This is a genomic window from Haloterrigena gelatinilytica (genome assembly GCF_013342145.1).
GTDB lineage: Archaea > Halobacteriota > Halobacteria > Halobacteriales > Natrialbaceae > Haloterrigena > Haloterrigena gelatinilytica.
Genome location: NZ_JABUQZ010000001.1, coordinates 410,888 through 431,978 on the forward strand (window position 1 = coordinate 410,888; position 21,091 = coordinate 431,978).

At 68.1% G+C, this 21,091-nt stretch carries 20 protein-coding genes; 5 read left to right on the plus strand and 15 right to left on the minus strand.

The window, feature by feature from the left end; all coding sequences use genetic code 11:
• Window positions 1-148: 148 nt before the first annotated feature.
• The 8 genes from HTZ84_RS02025 to HTZ84_RS02060 all read right to left on the minus strand — a co-directional run bounded on the left by HTZ84_RS02025 (window position 149) and on the right by HTZ84_RS02060 (window position 8,934).
• Window positions 149-649: a gamma carbonic anhydrase family protein gene (locus HTZ84_RS02025; protein ID WP_174679151.1), complete on the minus strand. Its 501-nt coding sequence runs from the start codon at window positions 647-649 to the stop codon at window positions 149-151.
• A 344-nt stretch (window positions 650-993) separates the two neighbouring features.
• Window positions 994-1,308 (minus strand): DUF3006 family protein, encoded by a 315-nt coding sequence (locus tag HTZ84_RS02030; protein WP_174679152.1) that lies wholly within the window; start codon window positions 1,306-1,308, stop codon window positions 994-996.
• A complete protein-coding gene (locus tag HTZ84_RS02035; protein WP_174679153.1) occupies window positions 1,305-2,411 on the minus strand; it encodes a ComEC/Rec2 family competence protein in 1,107 nt (368 codons plus the stop codon). The genes HTZ84_RS02030 and HTZ84_RS02035 overlap by 4 nt, the downstream gene beginning before the upstream one ends.
• Before the next feature lie 219 nt (window positions 2,412-2,630).
• Entirely contained in the window at window positions 2,631-3,026 is a 396-nt protein-coding gene (locus HTZ84_RS02040) for an OsmC family protein (protein ID WP_174679154.1), read from the minus strand.
• Window positions 3,027-3,104: 78 nt separating this feature from the next.
• Window positions 3,105-5,060, minus strand: coding sequence for an MEDS domain-containing protein (locus HTZ84_RS02045; RefSeq protein ID WP_174679155.1), 1,956 nt, complete (start codon window positions 5,058-5,060; stop codon window positions 3,105-3,107).
• A gap of 363 nt (window positions 5,061-5,423) precedes the next feature.
• Window positions 5,424-6,449: a cytochrome d ubiquinol oxidase subunit II gene (locus tag HTZ84_RS02050; protein ID WP_174679156.1), complete on the minus strand. Its 1,026-nt coding sequence runs from the start codon at window positions 6,447-6,449 to the stop codon at window positions 5,424-5,426.
• Window positions 6,442-7,917, minus strand: coding sequence for a cytochrome ubiquinol oxidase subunit I (locus tag HTZ84_RS02055; protein ID WP_254611696.1), 1,476 nt, complete (start codon window positions 7,915-7,917; stop codon window positions 6,442-6,444). Before HTZ84_RS02055 ends, HTZ84_RS02050 begins: the two co-directional genes overlap by 8 nt.
• Window positions 7,918-8,205: 288 nt before the next feature.
• Window positions 8,206-8,934: a metal-dependent hydrolase gene (locus HTZ84_RS02060; RefSeq protein ID WP_174679157.1), complete on the minus strand. Its 729-nt coding sequence runs from the start codon at window positions 8,932-8,934 to the stop codon at window positions 8,206-8,208.
• A 158-nt stretch (window positions 8,935-9,092) separates the two neighbouring features.
• Between HTZ84_RS02060 and HTZ84_RS02065 the strand changes: the two genes are divergently transcribed.
• The 5 genes from HTZ84_RS02065 (at window position 9,093) to HTZ84_RS02085 (ending at window position 14,735) form a co-directional block, all read left to right on the plus strand.
• Entirely contained in the window at window positions 9,093-9,356 is a 264-nt protein-coding gene (locus HTZ84_RS02065) for a hypothetical protein (protein ID WP_012943867.1), read from the plus strand.
• A gap of 88 nt (window positions 9,357-9,444) precedes the next feature.
• Window positions 9,445-10,422, plus strand: coding sequence for a quinone oxidoreductase family protein (locus HTZ84_RS02070; protein WP_174679158.1), 978 nt, complete (start codon window positions 9,445-9,447; stop codon window positions 10,420-10,422).
• A complete protein-coding gene (locus HTZ84_RS02075; protein WP_174679159.1) occupies window positions 10,419-11,606 on the plus strand; it encodes a thiolase family protein in 1,188 nt (395 codons plus the stop codon). The genes HTZ84_RS02070 and HTZ84_RS02075 overlap by 4 nt, the downstream gene beginning before the upstream one ends.
• A gap of 69 nt (window positions 11,607-11,675) precedes the next feature.
• A complete protein-coding gene (locus HTZ84_RS02080) occupies window positions 11,676-13,853 on the plus strand; it encodes a DHH family phosphoesterase (RefSeq protein ID WP_174679160.1) in 2,178 nt (725 codons plus the stop codon).
• Window positions 13,854-14,231: 378 nt separating this feature from the next.
• Entirely contained in the window at window positions 14,232-14,735 is a 504-nt protein-coding gene (locus HTZ84_RS02085) for an SHOCT domain-containing protein (protein ID WP_174679161.1), read from the plus strand.
• Between the two features lie 7 nt (window positions 14,736-14,742).
• Here HTZ84_RS02085 and mnhG read toward each other — a convergent pair whose 3' ends face one another.
• From mnhG to mbhE, 7 genes are all read right to left on the minus strand, one after another.
• A complete protein-coding gene (gene mnhG / locus HTZ84_RS02090) occupies window positions 14,743-15,117 on the minus strand; it encodes a monovalent cation/H(+) antiporter subunit G (protein WP_174679162.1) in 375 nt (124 codons plus the stop codon).
• Window positions 15,114-15,413 carry a monovalent cation/H+ antiporter complex subunit F gene (locus HTZ84_RS02095; protein WP_008894387.1) on the minus strand — a complete coding sequence of 100 codons (300 nt, stop codon included), beginning with the start codon at window positions 15,411-15,413 and terminating at the stop codon, window positions 15,114-15,116. The genes mnhG and HTZ84_RS02095 overlap by 4 nt, the downstream gene beginning before the upstream one ends.
• On the minus strand, window positions 15,406-16,011 hold the full coding sequence (locus HTZ84_RS02100) for a Na+/H+ antiporter subunit E (protein ID WP_174679163.1): 606 nt from the start codon (window positions 16,009-16,011) through the stop codon (window positions 15,406-15,408). Before HTZ84_RS02100 ends, HTZ84_RS02095 begins: the two co-directional genes overlap by 8 nt.
• Window positions 16,011-17,609, minus strand: a complete 1,599-nt coding sequence (locus HTZ84_RS02105) for a complex I subunit 5 family protein (RefSeq protein ID WP_174682516.1) — start codon at window positions 17,607-17,609, stop codon at window positions 16,011-16,013. The genes HTZ84_RS02100 and HTZ84_RS02105 overlap by 1 nt, the downstream gene beginning before the upstream one ends.
• Window positions 17,610-17,740: 131 nt before the next feature.
• Window positions 17,741-18,094: a sodium:proton antiporter gene (locus tag HTZ84_RS02110; protein WP_174679164.1), complete on the minus strand. Its 354-nt coding sequence runs from the start codon at window positions 18,092-18,094 to the stop codon at window positions 17,741-17,743.
• On the minus strand, window positions 18,091-18,555 hold the full coding sequence (locus tag HTZ84_RS02115; protein WP_174679165.1) for an MnhB domain-containing protein: 465 nt from the start codon (window positions 18,553-18,555) through the stop codon (window positions 18,091-18,093). The genes HTZ84_RS02110 and HTZ84_RS02115 overlap by 4 nt, the downstream gene beginning before the upstream one ends.
• Window positions 18,552-20,912, minus strand: a complete 2,361-nt coding sequence (gene mbhE / locus HTZ84_RS02120; RefSeq protein ID WP_174679166.1) for a hydrogen gas-evolving membrane-bound hydrogenase subunit E — start codon at window positions 20,910-20,912, stop codon at window positions 18,552-18,554. The genes HTZ84_RS02115 and mbhE overlap by 4 nt, the downstream gene beginning before the upstream one ends.
• Between the last annotated feature and the right edge of the window lie 179 nt (window positions 20,913-21,091).

Consider the following 21,091-nt stretch of genomic DNA (forward strand, 5'->3'; position numbering starts at 1 on the left):
TGTGCTGGATCGCCGCCGACGGCCGAACGACGAGGAACACCTTCGTGGTCATCTGCGGTGTGGGAACGGTCCTCGAGGAGCAGTACCGATGGAACAAAACTAGCTCGTAGCTGACTCGTGGGACGGACGGTCCTCGAGGCCGACCGTCTCAGTCGAGCCGTTCGGACGCTTCGGCGTACCGCCGCGAGAGTTCGACGTACCGGTCGGCCGTCGCCTCGAGGTGGGGATCGTCGATCTCGGTTTTCGGCTCGGCGGGCGCGCCGGCGACGAGCGTCGCCGGCGGCACCTCGGTTCCCTCGGTGACGACGCTGCCGGCCGCGACGACGGCGCCCTCGCCGACGCGAGCGCCGTCGAGGACGGTCGCGTTCATCCCGACCAGCGCGCGCTCGCCGACGGTCGCGTCGTGGACGATCGCGCCGTGGCCGACCGTCGCGTAGGGCTCGAGTGCGGCGTCCTCGTGGAGCACGGCGTTGTCCTGAACGTTGGCCCCCTCGCCGACGACGATTCGGCCGTGGTCGCCCCGCAGCGTCGTGTTCGGCCAGACGCTCGCCTCCGCCTCGACGACGACGTCGCCGATGACGACCGCGGCCTCGTCGACGTACGCCGAGTCGGCGACCTGCGGCTCCGTTCCGTCGAACGATCGTAGCATGGCTGCGTCTGCTCCGAGGAACGTCTTGAACCTGGCCATCGGCGGACGGAGACGGCCGGCTCGCGGCCCATCAGGAGGACGGCCGGGGCGACGACTGCCGACGCAGTCGGCATCGCGACCCACGATCATCGCGTTCGGACCGTCCGGTCCCAACGTATTTTGGCGTCACTGCTATTTACAAACTCGATGAAGACGCAACTGCAGCGGCATCCGTCTCTCCCGATCGAAGGCACTCCGCTGCTGTGTCATCCCACACATCCCGAACCACCAGTGGGGGTTTTCACCCCCGACACCTGCCTTCGTTCCATCTCTCCGCCGTGACTCCCCGCGAGCCGCGCGTTCGGCTACTCGTCGGAGAGTCGCTCGGAGAGGCGATCGAACCGGTCCTGGGCCTCCTCCCGTCGATCCCGTTCGAGCGACGGGCGATAGCTCATCGTCTCGAGGTCGTCATCTTCCGCTTCGAGACCATCGTCGTCCGACTCGACGCCGTCGTCCGCGAGTTCGAGGTCGAAGACGGCGCCCTCGTGACGACCGTCCTCGGGCAGCCGATCCACATCGAGGACGCGCTCGTCGACCACCGTCCCGTCGTCCTCGAGCAGGAGCACGGCCGTCTCGCCGTCGACGATCCGGTCGAGGACCGCGGTGTAGCGCTCGGTCATCGGGCTGGGATACGCGGCGCGGCACCATCAACTACCGGTGCGGGCGGCCCCTCGAGCGTCGCCTGCGGCTGGATCGACGGCCCCGCGGGCGACGGTGACCGTTCGGACGGCGGTCGGTCGGGCGACGGCGCCGACAGCGATTCCGACGTCGACTGGGCCGCATCCTTTCGCTCGAGCAGCGCGGCCGGATCGGTCGGACCCTCGGTCTCGGGCGTCACCGTGACCTCCTCGCCGTCGGTCTCGAGGACGACGTCGCCGTGGACGCCGGTCCAGTAGGTCTCGACGCCGCGATCGGCGAAGGCCTCGAGCACCTCGTCGTGGGGGTGGCCGTACTGGGAGTCGAGCGCGCTCGAGATCACCGCGATCTCGGGGTCGACGGCGTCGAGGAACGGCGCCGTCGACGAGGTCGAAGAACCGTGGTGACCGGCCTGATAGGCGTCGGCCGCGAGGGCGTCGCCGCGTTCGTCGACCAGTCGTCGCTCGGCCCGCTCTTCGACGTCGCCCGTCGTCAGATACGAGAACTCCTCGTACTGGACGCTGAGAACGGTGCTGTAGGCGTCGATACTCCCGCCGTCGTCGTCGGGCGGGTTCAGCACGGTCGCGTCGACCGACTCGTCCTCGAGGGGGATCCGATCGCCCGCGGCGACCTCGAGGAGCCTGACCTCGTGGTCCTCGATCGCGTCGAGGTAGTTCTCGTAGGTGGCGCTGGTGGACGCGACGCCGGGATCGTAGACCGCGCCGACGCCCTCGCCCTGCTCCTCGAAGTGCTCGATGACGGCCGCGTGACCGCCGATGTGGTCGGCGTGGCCGTGGGTCGTGACGAGGTGGTCGATCCGCTCGATGCCCTCGCCCTCGAGGTAGTCGATGACTCCCCGCCCGTCGGCCTGCCAGGTGCCCGTATCGATCAACACCGTCTCGCCGTCGGGCGTGACCAGCAGCGTCGAGTCGCCCTGTCCCACGTCGATGTGGTGGATCTCGAGGTCGCCGTCGACGTCCCCGTCGGCGTCCTCGGCGTCGTCGCTCGGGACGAAGCCGACCAGACAGCCCGACAGGACTACCAGTCCGACGACTGAGACGACCGCGAGACCGCGGTGGCGTCGCATACCCGTTTCGACGACGCCGCGGCGTATGGTGGTTCGGATCAGTCAGTTGGTGCTACTGTCTGGTTCGAAAATATTTACTGTATAGAACGTGACACTCGTTCTCTTCTCGAGCGGCCGGGGTGACCATCCGAGCGATCGAACGAGTCACCCGCGGAACTGAGACCGCGACGGTCGGCTATTTGACGCGAGTCGTACGCCGATCGTCCGTCGAGAACCGCGTTAGACCGCGTTCCCCTCGAAACTCGTCTCCGCGTGGAGGCTGTCCTTCAGCGCGTCGTGGACCTTGCAGAGTTCGAAGGCGCGCTCGATGACCTCCTCGCCGGTGTCCTCGTCGACGTCGCCCTCGACCCGGATGTCGAAGGAGACCGACTCGAGTTTGTCGTCGTCGTTCAGATCGCCGGTGATGTCGATCTCGATCTTGCCGAGGTCGCCGGCGTCGCGCTGCTGTGCGCCGACCCGCAACGCGGGGACGTAACAGGAGCCGTACGCGGCCAGCAGCGCCTCGAGCGTGTCCGGCGCGTCCTCCCCGTTGGCGTCGATGGTCGTTTCGAACTCTCGGATCTCGTTCGTGGCACTGTAACCCTCCTCGGAGACGGTAGTGACCTGCTTCGCCATAGCACTCGGGTCGTCCACGGGCGGCGGTGTAAACGTTACTGGTGCGGTGGACGGCCCGACGTCGCGGCGCGACGGACGCTACTCCGCAGGCGCCGCTTTCCGGAGCGTAAAAGAGAACGTCGACCCCTCGCCCGGTTCGGCGTCGACCCAGATCTCGCCGCCGTGGCGCTCGACGATGCGTTCGCAGAGCGCGAGGCCGATCCCGGTGCCGTCGTACTCCTCGCGGCCGTGCAGTCGGTCGAAGATATCGAAGATCCGCTCTCGCTCGTCGTCTTCGATCCCGATGCCGTCGTCGCGCACCGAGAGTTTCCACGTGTTTCCGTTGCGCTCGGCCGTCACCTCGATTCGGGGCGGCGTCTCTCCCGAGTACTTGATCGCGTTGCTCAGGAGGTTCTGGAGCAGTTGTCGCAGTTGGTTACCGTCGCCCTGCACGCGCGGCAGGGGCTCTACCGAGAGTTCGGCGTCGGTCTCGTCGAGGCGGACCTGCAGATTCTCGCGGACGTCCTCGACGACCTCGTCGAGTTCGACCGGTTCGAGCGGCTCGCCGCGCGTCTCGACCCGCGAATACGCGAGCAGCCCCTCGATCATCCGGCGCATCCGTTCGGCGCCGTCGACGGCGAACGAGAGGAACTCGCGGATCTCCTCGGAGAGGTCGTCGCCGGTCCGACGCTCGATCAACTGGAGGTAGCTCGAGACCATCCGCAGCGGTTCCTGGAGGTCGTGGCTGGCCGCGTACGCGAACTGCTCCAGGCGTTCGTTGGACTCCTCGAGGCGGTCGACGGTCCGCTCGAGTTCGCGCTCGCGGTGGTGTTGCTCGAGTTCGTACTTCACCCACTGGCCCATCGACTGGAGGAAGGCGTGTTCGTCGTCGGAAAACGGTTCGTCTCGCGCGTCAGGCCCGACGAACGCGAACGTCCGATCGGAACCGCCGTCGATCTCGAGGTAGGTGCCGAGATACGCCCGCACGCCGAACTCCCGACAGGACTCGAGATCGGCGTAGCCGTCGACGGCGGGATCGGCGACGCTCGCCGTCGACCCGGTCTCGGCGGGGAGCGCACAGAAGGTCTCGGACAGCGGGAGTTCGACGCCGGGTTCGAAGCGGTCGTGGTCGCCGCTGACGTATTCGAGTTCGAACCGATCGTCGTCGGGATCGACGCGGGCCATGCCGCCGAGTTCGAGGTCGAACCGCTCGCTGCCGAGGTCGAACAGGTCCTGCAGCTTCTCCTCGAAGGAGCTGTCGGGGTCCGAGATGATCTCGTTCTGGCGCTGCTGGTACCGCTCTCGCTCCTGCAGTTCGGTCTTCGCTTCGGTCCGATCGAGCAGCGTCCCGAGCATCCGATCGAGTTCGTGGCGCGGCTGGTTCGGGCCGCAGAACTCCTCGGGCGGGGTGTAGTAGAAGTTGTGGCAAACGGTGTTATCGTAGATGAGATGCGGGTGTACCCGGACCACGTCGCGCAGGACCGTCGGCGGGAATCGGTTGCGGTCGTACTGACAGACCGCGATCGCGTCCTCGTCGTCGAAGAGCGCGTTCACCTTGCTCTCGTAGGCCATCGACTCCTCGACGGAGACGTCGGCCTCGAGGATCCACGACATCTCGGCAGCCAGCCGAAACGCCTCGTAGTCGGCGGTCGCCTCCTCGATGATCTCCGCGTAGCGGTCCATCATCTCGTCGGCGTCGAACGAACCGGTCTTCAGGTAGGTGTTCTCGATGGTTTCGATGACCAGCGCACCCGACTCGACGGCGGCGTCGACGTCGATGCCGCTCTCCCGGAGCGCCGACCGGACCTCGGTCGCTTCGTCCTCGCCGACGACGTACATGCAGCGCTCGCCGCGCTCGAGTCCCTGCCGGATGAAGGGGGCGATCGCCGCGAACTGGTCGTCCCGAGACTCGTAGATCAGCGCGAAGTGGTCGTTACAGAAGTCGCCGTCCATCGGTTCGACGGGACCGCGAAACTGCGGGCTCGTCTGGAGGGCCTCGAGGGGGCTTTCGAGACCGAGGACGTCGTTTGCGGTGGAGGATGGGGTCTTGCTCACGAGGATCAGCTACTCGCAAGGAGCGGATGTGGAGATAAAAGGTCGATGGTCGGTCCTCGACGATCGTTCGTGGGTAAAAATACCCATGAGAACCAGAAGTTCCAGAACAGGTGCCAGTATTCGTTTCGTTCGTGTTCTCGGAACGGATCCCTCGTCGACGGCGACGCTCGAGACGGTGATCCGGCTCTCGGTCGAGCGAACGAAACGGCGACGCCGTCGTCGTCTCGAACTCGCGAATCTCGTTCGTCGCACCGCATCCCGCCTCGGAGAGCTGGTTCGGCCGTTCGGTCGTGCCAGTCGAGACGTCCACATCCGATGCCGTAACCGGTGTCCGAGAGGAGGTCGGTTCGGTCGGGCGACCGGTTACCCGTGCTGGTACTGGCCGCTGTCGCTCGCCGGATCGTCGAACAGCGAGTACAGAACGACGAAGTACGAGCCGATGAGCGGGAGGAAGACGACCGCGAATCCGGTCGTGAGGTTGAGAGAGAGCGGCGCGGCGACCGCGTCGGCGACCGTCGTTCCGGTCGCGGGATCGATCGCGGGATACAGCAGGACGCCGATGAATGCGGCGAACGCGACCGCAAGCCCGGCCGTCGCGACCGCGAAGCTCCGGTAGCGGTTTCCGGTTGCAGCCGCGACGGCGACGCCGGCGCACGCGATCGTACCGATACAGAGCCCGCCCATCGGGACCGACTGGATTTCCGACCGGAGCGCGGGATACCGAATAACTGACGCGACGAGCGTCACCGTCCCCAGCGCGGCGTACGCCGCCGTCGCCGCACGTCCGCGGCGAACGAGCCGCTCGCGGATCGGGGACTCGAGTTTCGCGCAGAGAAACGCCGCGCCGAGGGCCGTCACGAGTGCGACGGTAGCGGCGCCGGCGAGCAGCGGGACGACGGCGACCACGGACGGTTCGCCGAGCGCCCAGCTCGCGGCGAACGCGCCGAGGAGAAACGGCGCGGCGGCGCTCCCGACGACGAAGCAGCGGTCCCAGAACCGAACCCACCGCTCGTCGTCGCGCTCCCCTCGGAATTTCGAACCCAGTCCGCGAAGGCCGAGCGCCAGCAGGAGCGCGAAGACCGCGAGATAGTACCGGCCCAGGATCGCGGCGTACGCCGCCGGGAAGCCGGCGAAGAGCACGGTCCCGAACAGGACGAGCCAGACTTCGTTGGCCTTCCACAGCGGCCCGAACGCGGCGAGGAATCGCCGCCGTTCGGTCTCGTCGGCTTCGGCGAACAGGACGCCGACGCCGAAGTCGAAGCCGTCGAGCAGGAGGTACACGCCGAACGTCGCGACGACGAGTCCGAACCACAGCTCCGGTAACGGCTCGACGAGGTACGCCGACGTCGACGCGAGCGCCGGTTCGGTCGCCGAAAGCGACTCAGTCATCGGCGATCACCTCGCGCGGTCGCTCGTCGGTCGTACCGTCGGCGTCGTCGCGGTCTCCGACACCGCAGCGATCGCGTTCCTCGTCGACGAATCGCTTGCAGACGAGCAGGAACGCGGCGAGCAAGCCGAGGTACCCGACGACGAACCCGAGCAGCGTCAGCGTCGCTTCGGTCGACGTCAGCGACGGCGAGACGCCCTCGGCCGTCCTCAGCACGCCCTGAACGAGCCAGGGCTGTCGCCCGATCTCGGTGACGTACCAGCCGGTGAGCAGCGCCACGAACCCGAGCGGCGCCGACGCCATCAGTAGCTGCAGGTAGCGATCGGCCTCGGCGAGGTCGCCCCGCCGGCACCGGTAGGTTCCCCACGCGCCGAGGGCGATGAACCAGAACCCGAGACCGACCATCAGACGGAACGACCAGAACACGACCGCGACCGGCGGCGACTCGAACTCGAAGTCGTCGAGTCCGGTCACCTCGGCGGTCGGATCACCACCGCTGGCGAGGAACGAGGCCGCCTGCGGGATGCTGATGGTATAGAGGTTCTCCGCCCGCGGGTCCGTGATCGCCTCGGGGTCGGTCGGGATCGCGACGAGGTGGAGATCGGCCTGCCCGGTCTCGTAGTGGGCTTCCATCGCGGCGAACTTGTGAGGCTGTGTGTCGGCCACGTGGCGGCCGTACGCGTCCCCGTGGACGGCCTGAAACGCCGACGTCACGAGCAGGACGACGACGGCCAGTCGGAGGGCCGTTCGCCAGGCGTCGCTCTCGCGGTTCGTCCGGACGAAGTACGCGGCGACGCCCGCGACGAGCAGCGTGACGGCGATGATCGAGGCGTTTTGCATGTGGACGTACATCCACGGAAATCGCGGGTTGAGAAACGCCGCTACGGGATCGGTGAGTCGCGCGACCGACGTGCCGCCCTCGGTTACGATTTCGTACCCTCGCGGCGTCTGCATCCAGGAATTGACGACGAGCACCCAAAATGCCGACAGCCACGCACCGACCGCGACCAGCACCGACGACAGGGCGTAGAACCGGTCGGAGACGCGCTCGCGACCGAACAGCAGGACGCCGAGGGACACCGCCTCGAGGAAGAACGCCATCTTCACCTCGAACGAGAGGGGCCCACCGAGTAGCTCGCCGACGGTCGTCGAGAACGAGCCGAAGTTCGTCCCGAACATGAACCCCATCGGGATGCCGGTAACGGTGCCCATGACGAAGCCGACGCCGAAGACCTTCGTCCAAAACTCCCGGAGGCGCGCGTACCGTCGGTCGCCCGTTCGAACCTCCTGGACGGTAACGTAGACGAGAAACGGTGCGAGTCCGACCGAGAGCGACGCGAAGAGGATGTGGACCGTGATCGTCCAACCGAACTGGATTCGACTGGCCAACTCCGGACTCAAAAACGCTATCGTCGCGACGAGATCGGCGGCTGAGTCCCCGATCGCTGATACCGGTATCCGGGCAGACATCACGATCGTACGTCGGGTCTTTATAATGACGTGCCTTCCGCCGAGACCTGCTTTCGAAGACTGAACCTCGTGACTTATCCCGATCACGCCCCTATCTCGACGAATAGACGACGGGCGAACCGTCGAGTACGGCGCGAGTCAGAACGACGGTCACGGTCCTCGAGACCGCGGTAGACGACGGCTGCACTCGACGACGCGACCCGGAAAATCGTAGCGACCGAAACGGAGCCCCGATAGCAGCGGTTACGCGGCGGGAACCGATTCGACTTCCTCGCCCGCCTCGATCGGCTATCCGTCGAGTTCGTAGGACTCGTCGCCCTCGAGGACGACGACCTCGGCGTCGCTGCCGGTGCCCGCGACCTCGCTCTCGAAGTCGGCGGGGTCCTGCTCGATCGGCGGGAAGGTGTCGTAGTGTTGCGGGAAGGCGACGTCGACGTCGAGCCAGTCGACGGCGATGGCGGCCTGCTGGGGCCCCATCGTGAAGTGATCGCCCATCGGAACCGCGGCGGCGTCGGGCTCGAGATACGGACCGATGACGTCTTTCATCTCGCTCATCAGACTGGTGTCGCCGGCGTGGTAGAACGTGGTCGACTCTTCGTCTGCGACCTGTGTCGGCTTCGTGTCCGAGACGACGAAGCCGGCGGGCATCCCGCCGCTGGCGTCGTTTTCAGTCATGATCCCGTTGGTGTGGTCGGCACGGACCATGCTGACGTACGCGTCGCCGCACTCGACGGTGCCGCCTAAGTTCATCCCCATTCCGCCGACGGCGTCCTCGAAGCCGAACTCGTCCTCGCAGTAGGAGACGAGTTCCGGCGTCGCGACCAGCGTCGCCTCGGAGAACTCGCCGGCGTGGGCGATGTGGTCGGCGTGGCCGTGCGTCAGCAACACGTAATCGGGCGCGTCGACGTCGGCCGGCTCGAGGTCCGTCTTCGGATTGTCGAAGAACGGATCGATCAGCAGCTCCGTCTCCCCTACGGTGACGTGCCACGTCGAGTGGCCGTGCCAGGTGACTTGCATTGCGTGCGACCGATTGGGTCGAATGCAACTTAAAGGTGGTCGAGCCGGTCGGTTTCGGACCGCTACTCGGCGCCTCGAGCCGCTCGCACGAGACGCCGCGACGGCCCGGCCGTCTGCCAATGCCGTGCGGTTTTTTAGCCGGGGCCCGTACGGCGCGTATGCTCTCACTGACGCTCGAGGACTTCATGGTAGAGCTGAACGACGGATCGATCAAGAACGTCGGCCCGGCGAACAAGTCGGCGACGGTCAAGATGTTCGACGTCGAGTCCGCCGAGGCGCGAGAGTTCGGCGACAAGCGCGTCAAACTCGTCTTCGAAGACGACGACGGCAGCGAGGTTCAGGTCTCGCTGTTCCCCGAGGACGTCCGGAAGCTCGCCGACGACATCGAAACGCTCGAGGAGGACTCGCCGGTCTTCGAGTAACGCGGTCGGCGAATCGCCGGCGACGACTCATTCTGATCGGCCCGTGGTATAGGGACGTTTATATTTCCGCTCGTAACACGCCAGGGACATGCGAGCTATTCGCGTTCCGGCGTACGGAGAGCCGGCGGTGCTAGAACCCGCCGACGTCGCGGAGCCGATGCCGGATGCGACGGCAGTCCGAATCGACGTCGCGGCCGCCGGGATCAACTTCGCCGATCTCGCGAAACGACGAGGTACCTATCCCGACGGACCGACGCCGCCGTACGTGCCCGGCATCGAGGTCGCCGGACGGATCGCCGAGGCGGGCGACCGAACCGACTTCGAACCGGGGGACGCGGTCGCGGCCTACGTCCCGCGGGGCGGTTACGCCGAGTCGGTCGTCGTCGCGGCCGACAGGGCGTTTCCCGTCCCCGACGGGCTCTCGCTGCGAGAGGCCGCCGCCGTTCCGATCCAATGGGTGACGGCGCACAACGCGCTCTTCGAGTGGGGCGGCCTCGAGACCGCCGGCGCCGACGACGGACCCGAACGGGTACTCGTCCACGCGGGCGGCGGCGGCGTCGGATCGGCGGCCGTCCAACTCGCCGCGGCGGCCGGCGCCGAGGTGTTCGCGACCGCGAGCACGGCGGCGAAACGCGAGTTTGCGGCCGATCTCGGCGCCGATCACGCGATCGCCTACGACGCGGTCCCCGACGCGATCGAGGAGCGCGCCGAGGGAGTCGATCTGGTGCTCGACGGCGTCGGCGGTGACGCCTTCGACCGGAGCGTGGAGGCGCTCGCGCTCGGCGGCCGGATCGTCGCGTACGGACTGGCCAGCGGCGAGGTGCCGACGGTGTCGACCCCCGAACTGCTCTTCGGCAATCACAGCGTGATCGGCTATCACCTGGGAGAAGCCGTCGAACGCCAGCCCGAACGGGTGTACGCGGCGCTCGAGTCGCTGGACTCGCTGCTGTCGTCGGGGGACGTCGAGGTCGTCGTCGATCGGACCTTCTCCCTCGAGGAGGCGGCGGCGGCACACGGATACGTTCGGAACCGTCGGAGCCGCGGGAAAGTGCTCCTGATACCGTGACGCGAATCGATTCGGCGTCCGCCACACCGGCCGGCGCTCCCGGACGGAACGTCGCGATCGCGGGCGCCGCGATGACGCCGTTCGGACGGCGCGACGCCTCGCTGCTGGAACTGTTAGCCGAGGCCGGAGGAAACTGTCTCGCGGACGGACCCGTCGGTGCGGACGCGGTCGACCACCTCTTCGTCGCCCGCTCGGGCGGCGCCTACGAGGGCCAGAGCGGGCTCGCCGGCGCGCTCGCGAGCGAACTCGGCGCCCGGCCGGCCCACGCCGTGGCGATCGAGCAGACGTCGGCCTCCGGCGCGGCGGCCGTCTACGAGGCGTGGAAGGCGATCGCGTCGGGAGCCTGCGAGGTCGCGCTCGCGGTCGGCGGCGAACGCATGACCCACCTCTCGACGGCGACGGCGACTGACATCGTCTCCGGGATCACCCACCCCGCGGAGTACAAACACGGGATCACGATCCCCTCGTTCGCGGGGCTGACCGCGCGCCGGTATCTCGAGCGGTACGACGCACCCCGAACGGCGCTCGCGGAGGTCGCGGTCAAGAACCACGCGCACGGCGTCGCCAACCCGAAGGCGCACTTCCGCCGCGAGATCGACGTGGCGACGGTCCTGGAGTCGCCCGTGGTCGCCGATCCGCTCCGCCTGTACGACTTCTGCCCGATCTCGGACGGCTCTGCGGCGCTGTTGCTCGCCGCTGAGAGCGCGCTCGAGGGCGACGACCACGTCCGCGTCGACGGGATCGGCGGCGCGACGGGAACCCACGTCGTCCACGAGCGAGACGACCTGACCGCTATGAGTTCGGTCGTCGACGCCGGTCAGCGGGCCTACGACCGCGCCGGTCGGAGCCCCGCGGACGTCGACCTCCTCGAGGTCCACGACATGTTCACGATCCTCGAGCTCCTCCAGCTCGAGGGGCTGGGCGTCGCGGACCGCGGAGAGTCCTGGCGGCTGGTCGAACGTGGCGCGACCGAACGCGGCGGCGACCTGCCGGTCAACACGTCCGGCGGATTGAAATCCAAGGGCCATCCGATCGCCGCATCGGGCGTCGCACAGCTCGTCGAGCTCTACGATCAGCTGACCGGACGAGCCGGCGACCGACAGATCGACGCCGACGTCGGAATGGCCTGTAACGTCGGCGGTTTCGGCAATTGCGCGATCGCGACGCTCCTGTCCGCGCCGTGAGCAACGGGGCAGTCGGCCGCGGCCGCATTTCGACAACCGTTTTAGGACGAAACCGCTTGGTTCGAATAGATGGGTAACTGTATCATCTGTGGCACAGCTGTCGACGGTGAAATCTGCGAGAGTCACGAGGAGGACGCGGTGTTCGAATTTCGCGGCACGTCCGCCTCGGAGCTCACCCCCGGTCGCTACTACCGGGGCGTCGTCGACGGCTACGCCGACTTCGGTGTCTTCGTCGACATCGGAGACCACGTAACCGGTCTGTTGCACAGGAGCGAACTCGACCGACGACTGGAGAGCCTCGACTGGGAGTCCGGCGACGAGGTCTTCGTCCAGGTCCTCGACGTTCGGGACAACGGCAACGTCGACCTCGGCTGGTCGATCCGCCAGCGCGAACGCGAGTTCCGCGGCCACCTGATCGACACGGGCGACGGCGAGGTTCGCCCCGAAGATCTCGAGGACGACGCCGAAGCCGAGTCCAGTTCCGCTTCCGGCGCCGACGCGGAGTCCGAGACCGAGACCGAATCGGAACCCGGCGCCGACGAGGATCCGGCCGCCGGCGACCTGCAGGCGGCCGCCGACGACACGGGGCCGTCCGACGAGACCGGCGCGCCGAACGCGAGCGAAACCGTCGCCGCCAGCAGCGGCGGCGTCGCCACCGAAACGGCCGCGACCGGCTCGACGGCGGCGACCGACGACGCGGCCGACGCCGAGCCCGAGTCCGAACCGGCGCTCAAGCGCACGACGATCGAGGCCATCGAGGACCAGGTCGGCAGCGTCGTTCGCCTCGAGGGCGAGATCACCGGCGTCCGCCAGACCAGCGGTCCGACCGTCTTCGAACTCCGCGACGAGACGGCCACCGTCGAGTGCGCCGCCTTCGAGGAGGCCGGCGTCCGCGCCTACCCCGACGTCGACATCGACGACGTCGTCGCGCTGGAGGGCGAGGTCGAACGCCACCACGGCGACCTCCAGATCGAGACGGAGACCCTCGAGATCCTCGAGGGCGAGGACCGCGAGGCCGTCCGCGATCGCCTCGAGGAATCGATCGAACGCGAGGCCCGACCGGCCGAGATCGACCTGCTGGCCGACCACGACGCCGTCGCCGCCGTCGAAGAGGGACTCTCCGACGCCGCGACCGCGATCCGACGCGCCGTCGTCGAGGCCCGACCGATCGTCGTCCGCCACGGCGCGACCGCCGACGGCTACGTCGCCGGCGCCGCCATCGAGCGGGCCGTCCTCCCGCTGATCCGCGAGAAGCACACCCGCGAGGACGCGGAGTACCACTACTTCGAACGGCGTCCGCTCGACGGCCGCGTCTACGACATGGACGCCGCCACCAGCGACGTCACCTCGATGCTCGAGGCCCGCGACCGCCACGGCGAGCAACTGCCGCTGGTCGTCGTCGTCGACGCCGGCTCGACCGAGGAGTCGATCGACGGCTACGACCTGCTCTCGCTGTACGACGCCGAGACGGTCGTCATCGACGACAGCCGCGCCGACGAGGAGATCGTCGACGCCGTCTCGGTGGCCGTCGCACCCTCGCTCGCCGGCGTCGACGTCTCCGGTCTGACGTCGACCGCGCTGGCCGCCAACGTCGCCGCCCACGTCAACGGCGACGTCCGCGACGACCTCGTCCACCTCCCCGCGGTCAGCTACTGGGAGGACACCCCCGAGGCGTACGTCGACCTCGCGACCGAGGCCGGCTACGACGAGACCGCGGTCTCGGACCGGCGGGAGGCCGTCGCCCTCGAGGCCTTCTACCAGTCGTACAAGGACAAGCGCGAACTCGTCATCGACCTGCTGTTCGGCGACGAGGAGACGGGTCGAAACGGCGATCTGGCCGCCCACGTCTCCGAGCAGTTCCGGGCGAAACTCGACACCGAACTCGAGACGGCCCGGGAGAACTTAGAGACCGAGCGGGTCGACGGCGTCACCGTCGCCGTGCTCGACACCGACGCGTTCACCCACCGGTACAACTTCCCGACGACGAAACTGCTGCTCGACGCGCTCCACCGTCGACAGCGCGACGAGGGGCCGTTCGTGACCCTCGGCGTCGGCGACGACGAACTGCACGTCCGCGCGACCGAGTCGCTGAACGTCCGCGAACTCGGTGACGCGATCGCCGACGCGGTGCCCAACGGGGGCGTCAGCGTCGTCGGCGGGCAGGACGGCCACGTGGAGTTCCTGCCCGGCGAACGCGACGCCGTCCGCGAGGCCGCGCTCGAGGCGCTCGGCGAGACGCTCGCGTAACACGCGCACTTCTCCGCTGTCTCCCACGGCCGATAGTGACGACGCCGTCTCGATCGCACAGCAGCCGAAGAGAGAAGCGACCGAAAACAGCGTCTGCTGCCGTGGAAACGGGTATTGCCACTCCCATAGCCGATTTCTGCTCACGGGCGCTATGCGCCCGTTTGCATGGTATGCGGGACCTTCGGTCCCGCACTACTCGCGAAGACCTCGCACGGTTTTCCGTCGCGTCCTCGCAGCACTCGGACGCGTCGGCGGCGCGCGCCACTGCCGCCGGCTTCTCGGTACGAGCGCGATAGACCGCGGCTGTGCACACCGCTGGTCCGTTCGACGATATCTCGGACCGTTAACGTATTTCCGGTGCCGGTCGAATAGAGACGTATGAACGGGAGCGAGGGGACCGCTCGAGGACGGAGGACCGAAGACGATCTGGAGACTCGCCTCCGCGAGAACGCGACCGGGATCGCGTCGATGCTCGTGACCGGCCTGTGGCTCGGCGCGATGTTCACGGGACAGGACTGGTGGCTCGCCGCCCTGTTAGTCGGCTACATCGTCGTCGTCCCGCTGGTCGCCCTCGTGTTCGGCGACGAGGACGACCGGAAGGAGTGGGTGGACGACTGGACGACCGACTCGAGTGTGGACGGCGAATCCGCGGCCGACGGCGACCGAACGAAAACTCCAGCGGATCCCCGCGACGCTCTCGAGACGCTCCGCGATCGCTACGCCGCCGGCGAGTTGACCGACGACCAGTTCGAGCGCAAACTCGAGCGATTGTTAGAGACGGAGACGCTCGAGGACGCGGACGAGTGGGTCCGCGGTCAGGATCGGAAGCGGGAATCGGCCGGGGACGAAGACGAGGGACGAGACCTCGAGTACGACCGTTGATACGGCCCTAATCGTCGGACTTCTCCGTGCGTTCGGCCCGCTCGGCTCGGTCGGATCGGTCGACGGCCGAGGCGTCGGGCCAGGTGACGCTGCCCTCGAAAGGGATGCCGATCTGCTCGGCGGCGCGGGCGATCATGTGGGCGCCGGTCGGAACGGTCAGGAAGAGGAAGACGATCCCGATGAGCGCGGTCAGCCCCTCCGCGCCGGGACCGAAGTGGACGAAGCCGGCGAGGAAGATCGCCGCCGTCCCGAGCGTCGTGGGCTTGCTCGTCGCGTGCATTCGGTTGTAGACGTTCGGCAGGCGGAGCATGCCGATGGTGCCGACGGTCAGGAAGAAGACGCCCACGACGATCAGCGCGATCGCCAGTCCGGCTCGGATCACGGTTCGTCGATCACCTCCCCGTCGGTGATGAACTTGGCGGCGGCGACCGTCGCGATGAAACCGATGATCGCGAGCACCAGGCTCACCGTGATGAAGAGGCCGCGGTCGGTCTGAATGGCGAAGAGGACGGCGATGGCGACGACGTTCGTCGCGATGGCGTCCAGCGCGACGACCCGGTCGGGGTTCGTCGGCCCGGAGATGACGCGGTAGCTACAGAGCACGCAGAGGCCGCTGACGAGGATCAAGGCCCCGCCAACGACGGCGTCGAGCAGCGCCGGATCGGCGGCTTCACTCATCGTTCTCACCTCCGCGTTCGCGGGCGGGGCCCCTGTCTCTTTCCCCGCCGGAGACGACGATCCGCGGCGCAGGGTCGTCGGGGGAGGCCTCCTCGTCGAACATCTCGAGGGCGTAGCCCTCCCACGTCCGAATGGGCGCGACGATCGCTTCGGGGTCGCGGCCGTCGACCGCGTGGACGTAGAGGGCGTTGGCCTCCTCGTCGTAGTCCAGCGCGACCGTGCCGGGCGTGAGCGTGATGCTGTTGGAGATGGTCGTGACCGCCAGGTCCGTCTCGACCCGCAGCGGCACGAGGATCACCTCGGGTTCGATCGGCATTCTTGGCGAGAGCACCCGGTAAGCGACGTCCAGGTTCGCGCGGACGACCTCCCAGAGGAAGGCCGCCAAGTACCGCCCGGCGGCGGGGAGCGCGCGCGTCCCCCGGGCGACGTCGACCCGCTCGATGTACAGCCGTCGGAAGACGAACGCCGTCGGAAGGCCGACGACTAATCCGAAGAGAAGCTGGCCGAGAAGCGCCGACGGCGCCAGCGACGGGCCGCGGACGAAGATCCACAGCACGGCGAAGACGGCGCCGGCCAGCGGCCAGGTCTTGATCCGCATCAGTGCTCACCTCCCCCGGTCTCGAGCTCGTCGGGTTCGACCGGATCGACGGCGTCGACGTACGCCTCGCTGTCCAGCGCGGCCGTCGCCGCCGCGTCGGCGAACTCGTAGACCGGTTCGAAGCCGACGCCGACCGCGACGATGGCCGTCGCGAGGACGAGGACGACGCCAACCTGCACGACGTCGACGGACGCGTCCTCGACGGCGTCGGTTCGGGCCCCCCAGAAGCTCCGGTTCCACGTCCGCGTCGCGTAGGCGATGGTCAGCAGGGAGCCGACCAGCAAGAGGACGAGCAGCGGCGCCGACTCGGCTCGAGCCGCCGCGTCGAAGACGAGGAACTTGCCGAAGAAGCCCGACAGCGGCGGGATGCCGACGAGGGCGAGCGAGCCGACGAAGAAGCCGATCGCCAGCGGCGGCGACCGACCGGCCAGTCCGCCGAGGTCGGAGAGTCGGCTCGTCCCGGTCGCCGACCGGATCGCGCCGACCGCCAGGAACAACAGCCCCTTCGCCAGCGTGTGATTGAGCGCGTACACCAGCGCGGCGACGACGGCGAGATGGCGCAACTCGGCGCTCGCGGTCGTCGCCGCGAGGGCGACCGGGAGGGCGATGAAGCCGACCTGCCCGATGCTCGAGTAGGCGAGGACGCCCTCGATGGAGTCCCGGCCGACGGCGCCGATCCCGCCGACGAGGATGCTCGCGGCGGCCATGACGAACAGCGCCGCGCCGACGAACGCGAGCGGGGAGTCACCCGCGATGACGGTTCCGACGCCAGGAACGGCGAGTTCGACCGGGACGTCCGCGTCCGCGAGGACGGTAAACGAGAGGCGGATGATCGCGTAGATGCCGACCTTCTTGGTCGCGCCGGCCAGCAGGGCCGAGATCTGGGGCGGTGCGGCCCGGTAGGCCGTCGGGATCCAGAACTGGAAGGGGACGAGGCCGGCCTTGATCGCGAACACCGACAACAGCAGGGCGAAGAGGCCGACGACCGGCGCGGGCTCGAGTCCGTAGGCGCCGGGGTCGGCGAGACGCTGCGCGAGATCGGCCATGTTGAGCGTCCCCGTCGTCGCGTAGATGCCGCCGACGCCCAGCAGGAAGACCGCGCTCGCGAGCAGGTTCAGCGAGACGTACCAGAAGGCCGCGCGGGTGTGCTGAGGGCCGCCGTAGTAGGCGACGAAGATGTAGCTGGCCATCAGCATGACCTCGAACCAGACGAAGAGGTTGAACAGGTCGCCGGTGAGGAAGGCGCCGGTGACGCCCAGCGCCAGGAAGTGAAACAGCGGGAAGTAGTAACTGCGGCGGTCGATTTCGGGCAGGACGCGCGTCGAGAAGACCAGCGACGCGATCCCGAGAACGGCGACCATCGTCAGCATGAACGCCGAGAGGCCGTCGACGACGAGCGTGATGCCGAACGGCGCCGGCCAGTCGCCGACCTGGTAGGTCGCGACCCCCGGCGCGTCCGGCGCGAGCACGACGTACCAGTCGATCGCCGCGACGACGACCGCGTAGGCCGCGCCGCCCGCGAGACTCACGCCGATCCGAGCGCGGGGCCACCGGCCGAGCAGGAGGCTCGCGACGGCCGCGACGAGCACGACGAGCATCGGCGCGATTACCAGTCCCGATTCGAAGCCGCCAGACACCGCGGCGAGCGGCGCCGTCGGCCCGATTCCCGCACCCGTCGTCAGCGTCGACTCGAGTCGCGTCATCGTCGTCAGTAGCTGCGTCGTCATCATCATTCGCGATCACCCAGGTCGGAGACGTCCAGCGTGTCGTGTTCCTCGTAGACCCGATACGACAGCACGAGCGCGAAGGCGGTCATCCCGAAGCCGATGACGATCGCGGTCAACACGAGCGCCTGCACCAGCGGATCGGCCGTCTGGGGAACGTGATCGCCGTGGCCCGCGAGGATCGGGACCGAGTCGGCGGTCCCCTCCGCGAGGCCGCCCATCGCCAGCAGGTAGACGTTGGCCGCCTGGCTGATGATCGCCAGCCCCCAGACGACCCGGATCAGATCCCGGCGGAGCAGCAGGAACGTGCCGAGGGCGAACAGCGCGCCGACCACGGCGGCGAGGATCACGGCCGTCATTCGGCTCCCACCACCGAGAGGATCGTCAGGAGACCGCCGACGACCACGCAGTAGACCCCGAAGTCGAAGGCCAGCGCGCTGGCGAGTTCGATCTCGCCGTAGAGCGGGACGTGCTCGAAGATGACGAACGTCTGGGTCAGGAACGGCTGCCCGAACACCAGCGGAGCCAGCCCGCTCAGGACGGCGATCGCCAGCCCGTACTCGAAGAGCCGTCGGTAGGCCACGACGACGCGGTCCCTCGAGGGCTCCTTGCCGGGGTCGACGTCGCGACCGAGCACCCCGCGCTCCAGAAAGTCCAGCCCGAACGCGAGGTAGATGACCGCGAACGCCGTCGTCGTGAGGACGCCGCCGATGAAGCCGCCGCCGGGGAGGTTGTGGCCCTCGACGAACAGCGAGATCGAGACGACGAGGATGATCGGGACGACCACGCGAGCGGTCGTGCGCATGACGACGGTCGTCACTCGTCGTCACCTCCCGATCGCATCACGATCAGCGTCAGGATCGAGATCGCGGCCATCGCGACCACGACGAGTTCGCCCATCGTGTCGAAGCCGCGGAAGTCCACGAGGGTGACGTTGACGATGTTCGTCCCGCCGCCCTCCGGGACGGCCTGTTCGGCGTAGACGCGGGCGATATCCGTCGAGCCCTCGGGGCGGGCGTCGGTCGTGACGAGGACCGTGATGAAGGCGGTCGCGCCGACGGCCAGCGAGACGACGGCGTCGCGGGCGTACTTGCCGAGGCTGACCTCGTAGTACTCGGGGATCTCCTCGATCACCAGCAGGAAGATCACGAGCACGAGCGTCTCGACGACCAGCTGGGTCAGTGCGAGGTCGGGCGCGCTCGCGAGGATGTAGAAGATGGCGACCATAAAGCCCAGGATCGACAGCGTGAGGATGCCGGCGATGTGGGAGTCGGAGAGCGCGACCGCGAGCCCCGCAACGACGGCGACGAGCAGGACGAGCGCGACCGCGGGCGCGGCGTCGAAGCCGATGAGCTCCGACGAGGCGACGGTGCCGGCCGCGACGAACCCCGCGAGCGCCAGCCCGCAGGTGCCGAGGAGCGTCCACGTCGCGTACGTGCGGAGCAGCCCGTTGTGGATGTAGTCACCGACCCGGGCGCCGCCACTGGTGAGGCCGCCGACGATCGCGTCGTACCACCAGTTCGCGGCGATCGGCGGGGCCGCGGCCAGCGCCGCATTGAGTCCGTCGTGAATCCGGTCGTAGAACGGGTAGGCGGCCAGTCCGACCGCGATCGTGACCGCGCTCATCCCCACCGGCGGGGAGTAGGACGTCGGGAGACTGACGTGCATCTCGTGGTGCTCGAGAGCGGTCGCGTCGACGCCCGACTGGACGATCACGTCGACGGCGAGTTGCGGCCGGATACTGACGGCAGCGGCCAGGAGCGCCAGCACGCCCGGCGCGACGACCAGCGTGGTCGACGGGCGGTGGACGTGGCCGAGCGCGTCGGGACGGTCGCCGAAGAACAGCGAGAGGAAGCGCAGCGAGTAGAGGACGGTGAAGACGCTCCCGAAGACGGCGACGGCGGGGTAGAGCCAGCCCAGGACGCCGATGTCGTGGTAGTGACTCGCCTCGACGGCCGCCTCGAACAGCAGCTCCTTCGAGTAGAAGCCGTTGAACGGCGGAATGCCGGCCATACTCAGCGCGACGACCACCGTGATGATCGCCGTGACCGGGAGGTCGTGACGGAGGCCGCCGAGGTTATCGATGTTGCGGGTGCCGGCCTCGTGAGCGACGATCCCGGCCACGAGGAACAGCGTCGCCTTGAACAGGGCGTGGTTGAGCAGGTGGAAGACGCCGGTCTCGGCGCCGTAGATCGACGTGAAGCCGAAGCCGGCGACCATCAGCCCGAGGTGGCTCGCCGTCGAGTAGGCCAGCAGTTCCTTGATGTCCGTCGCCGCGACGGCCATGACCGCGCAGACGGTCATCGTCGTCAGACCGAGCGTCGCGAACAGGAACAGCCACTCCTCGCCGACGAGGATGGGGCGCATTCGCCCGATGAAGTAGACGCCGACCTTCACCATCGTCGCGGAGTGGAGGAAGGCCGAGACGGGCGTCGGCGCCGCCATCGCGTTGGGCAGCCAGAAGTGCAGCGGAACCTGGGCCGACTTGGTCCCCGCACCGATCGCGAGCAGGGCGAGCACCGGCAGGAACAGCCCTCGCTCGCGGAGGCCCTCGGCCATCGCCTCGGGAGTCTCGAGCATCGCGGCCAGATTGAAGGCGGCGTCGGGACCGACGACGTCGCCGGCGACGACCGACAGCAGAAGTAGTCCCACGAGCAGGAAGAGGCCGCCGCCGACGGTGATGAACATCGCCATTCGAGAGGCGTACTGCGAGGAGTCGTCGGCCGTGTAGTGGCCGATCAGCACGAACGAACAGAGGCTGGTGAGCTCCCAGAAGAGGAAGATCGCGATCAGGTCGGCCGCCAGCGCGACGCCGACGATCGAGCCCATGAACGCCAGCAACGCGGTGTAGAAGCGAGCGAGGTGGGGTTCGCCGTGCATGTACGCCGGCGAGTAGAGGAAGATGAGCGTCCCGATACCGCAGGCTAACATCGCGAACAGCAGCCCCCAGCCGTCGAGGTAGAAGCGCAGGGCGACGTCGAGCGACGGGATCCACTCGAGGCCGACGGTGCCCTCGGTGCCGCGCTGGCTCGCCAGCAGGAGGAAACTCGCCAGCGCGACCGCTACGCCGGCGTAGCCGGTCCGCTCGCCGAGCAGGCGGTACAGGACGGGCGTGCTCACAGCGGCGACGAAGGGGAGGGCGACGGCAGCCAGCACTACCGACAACTCTGGCGGCATCTAGTTTTGCTAATCTACCGAGACGGCGTACTTAAATCGTCGGCTTTCGGTTCCTATCCCGGTCGTCAACGGTAGATTCGAGGGGCGACGCGGCTGGAATCGGCGGTCGGTCACTGTTACCGCACCGAGCGCCAGCGAGCGCTCGAGGCGGGCGACGGGCTCGTCGAGCCGAGCGACGA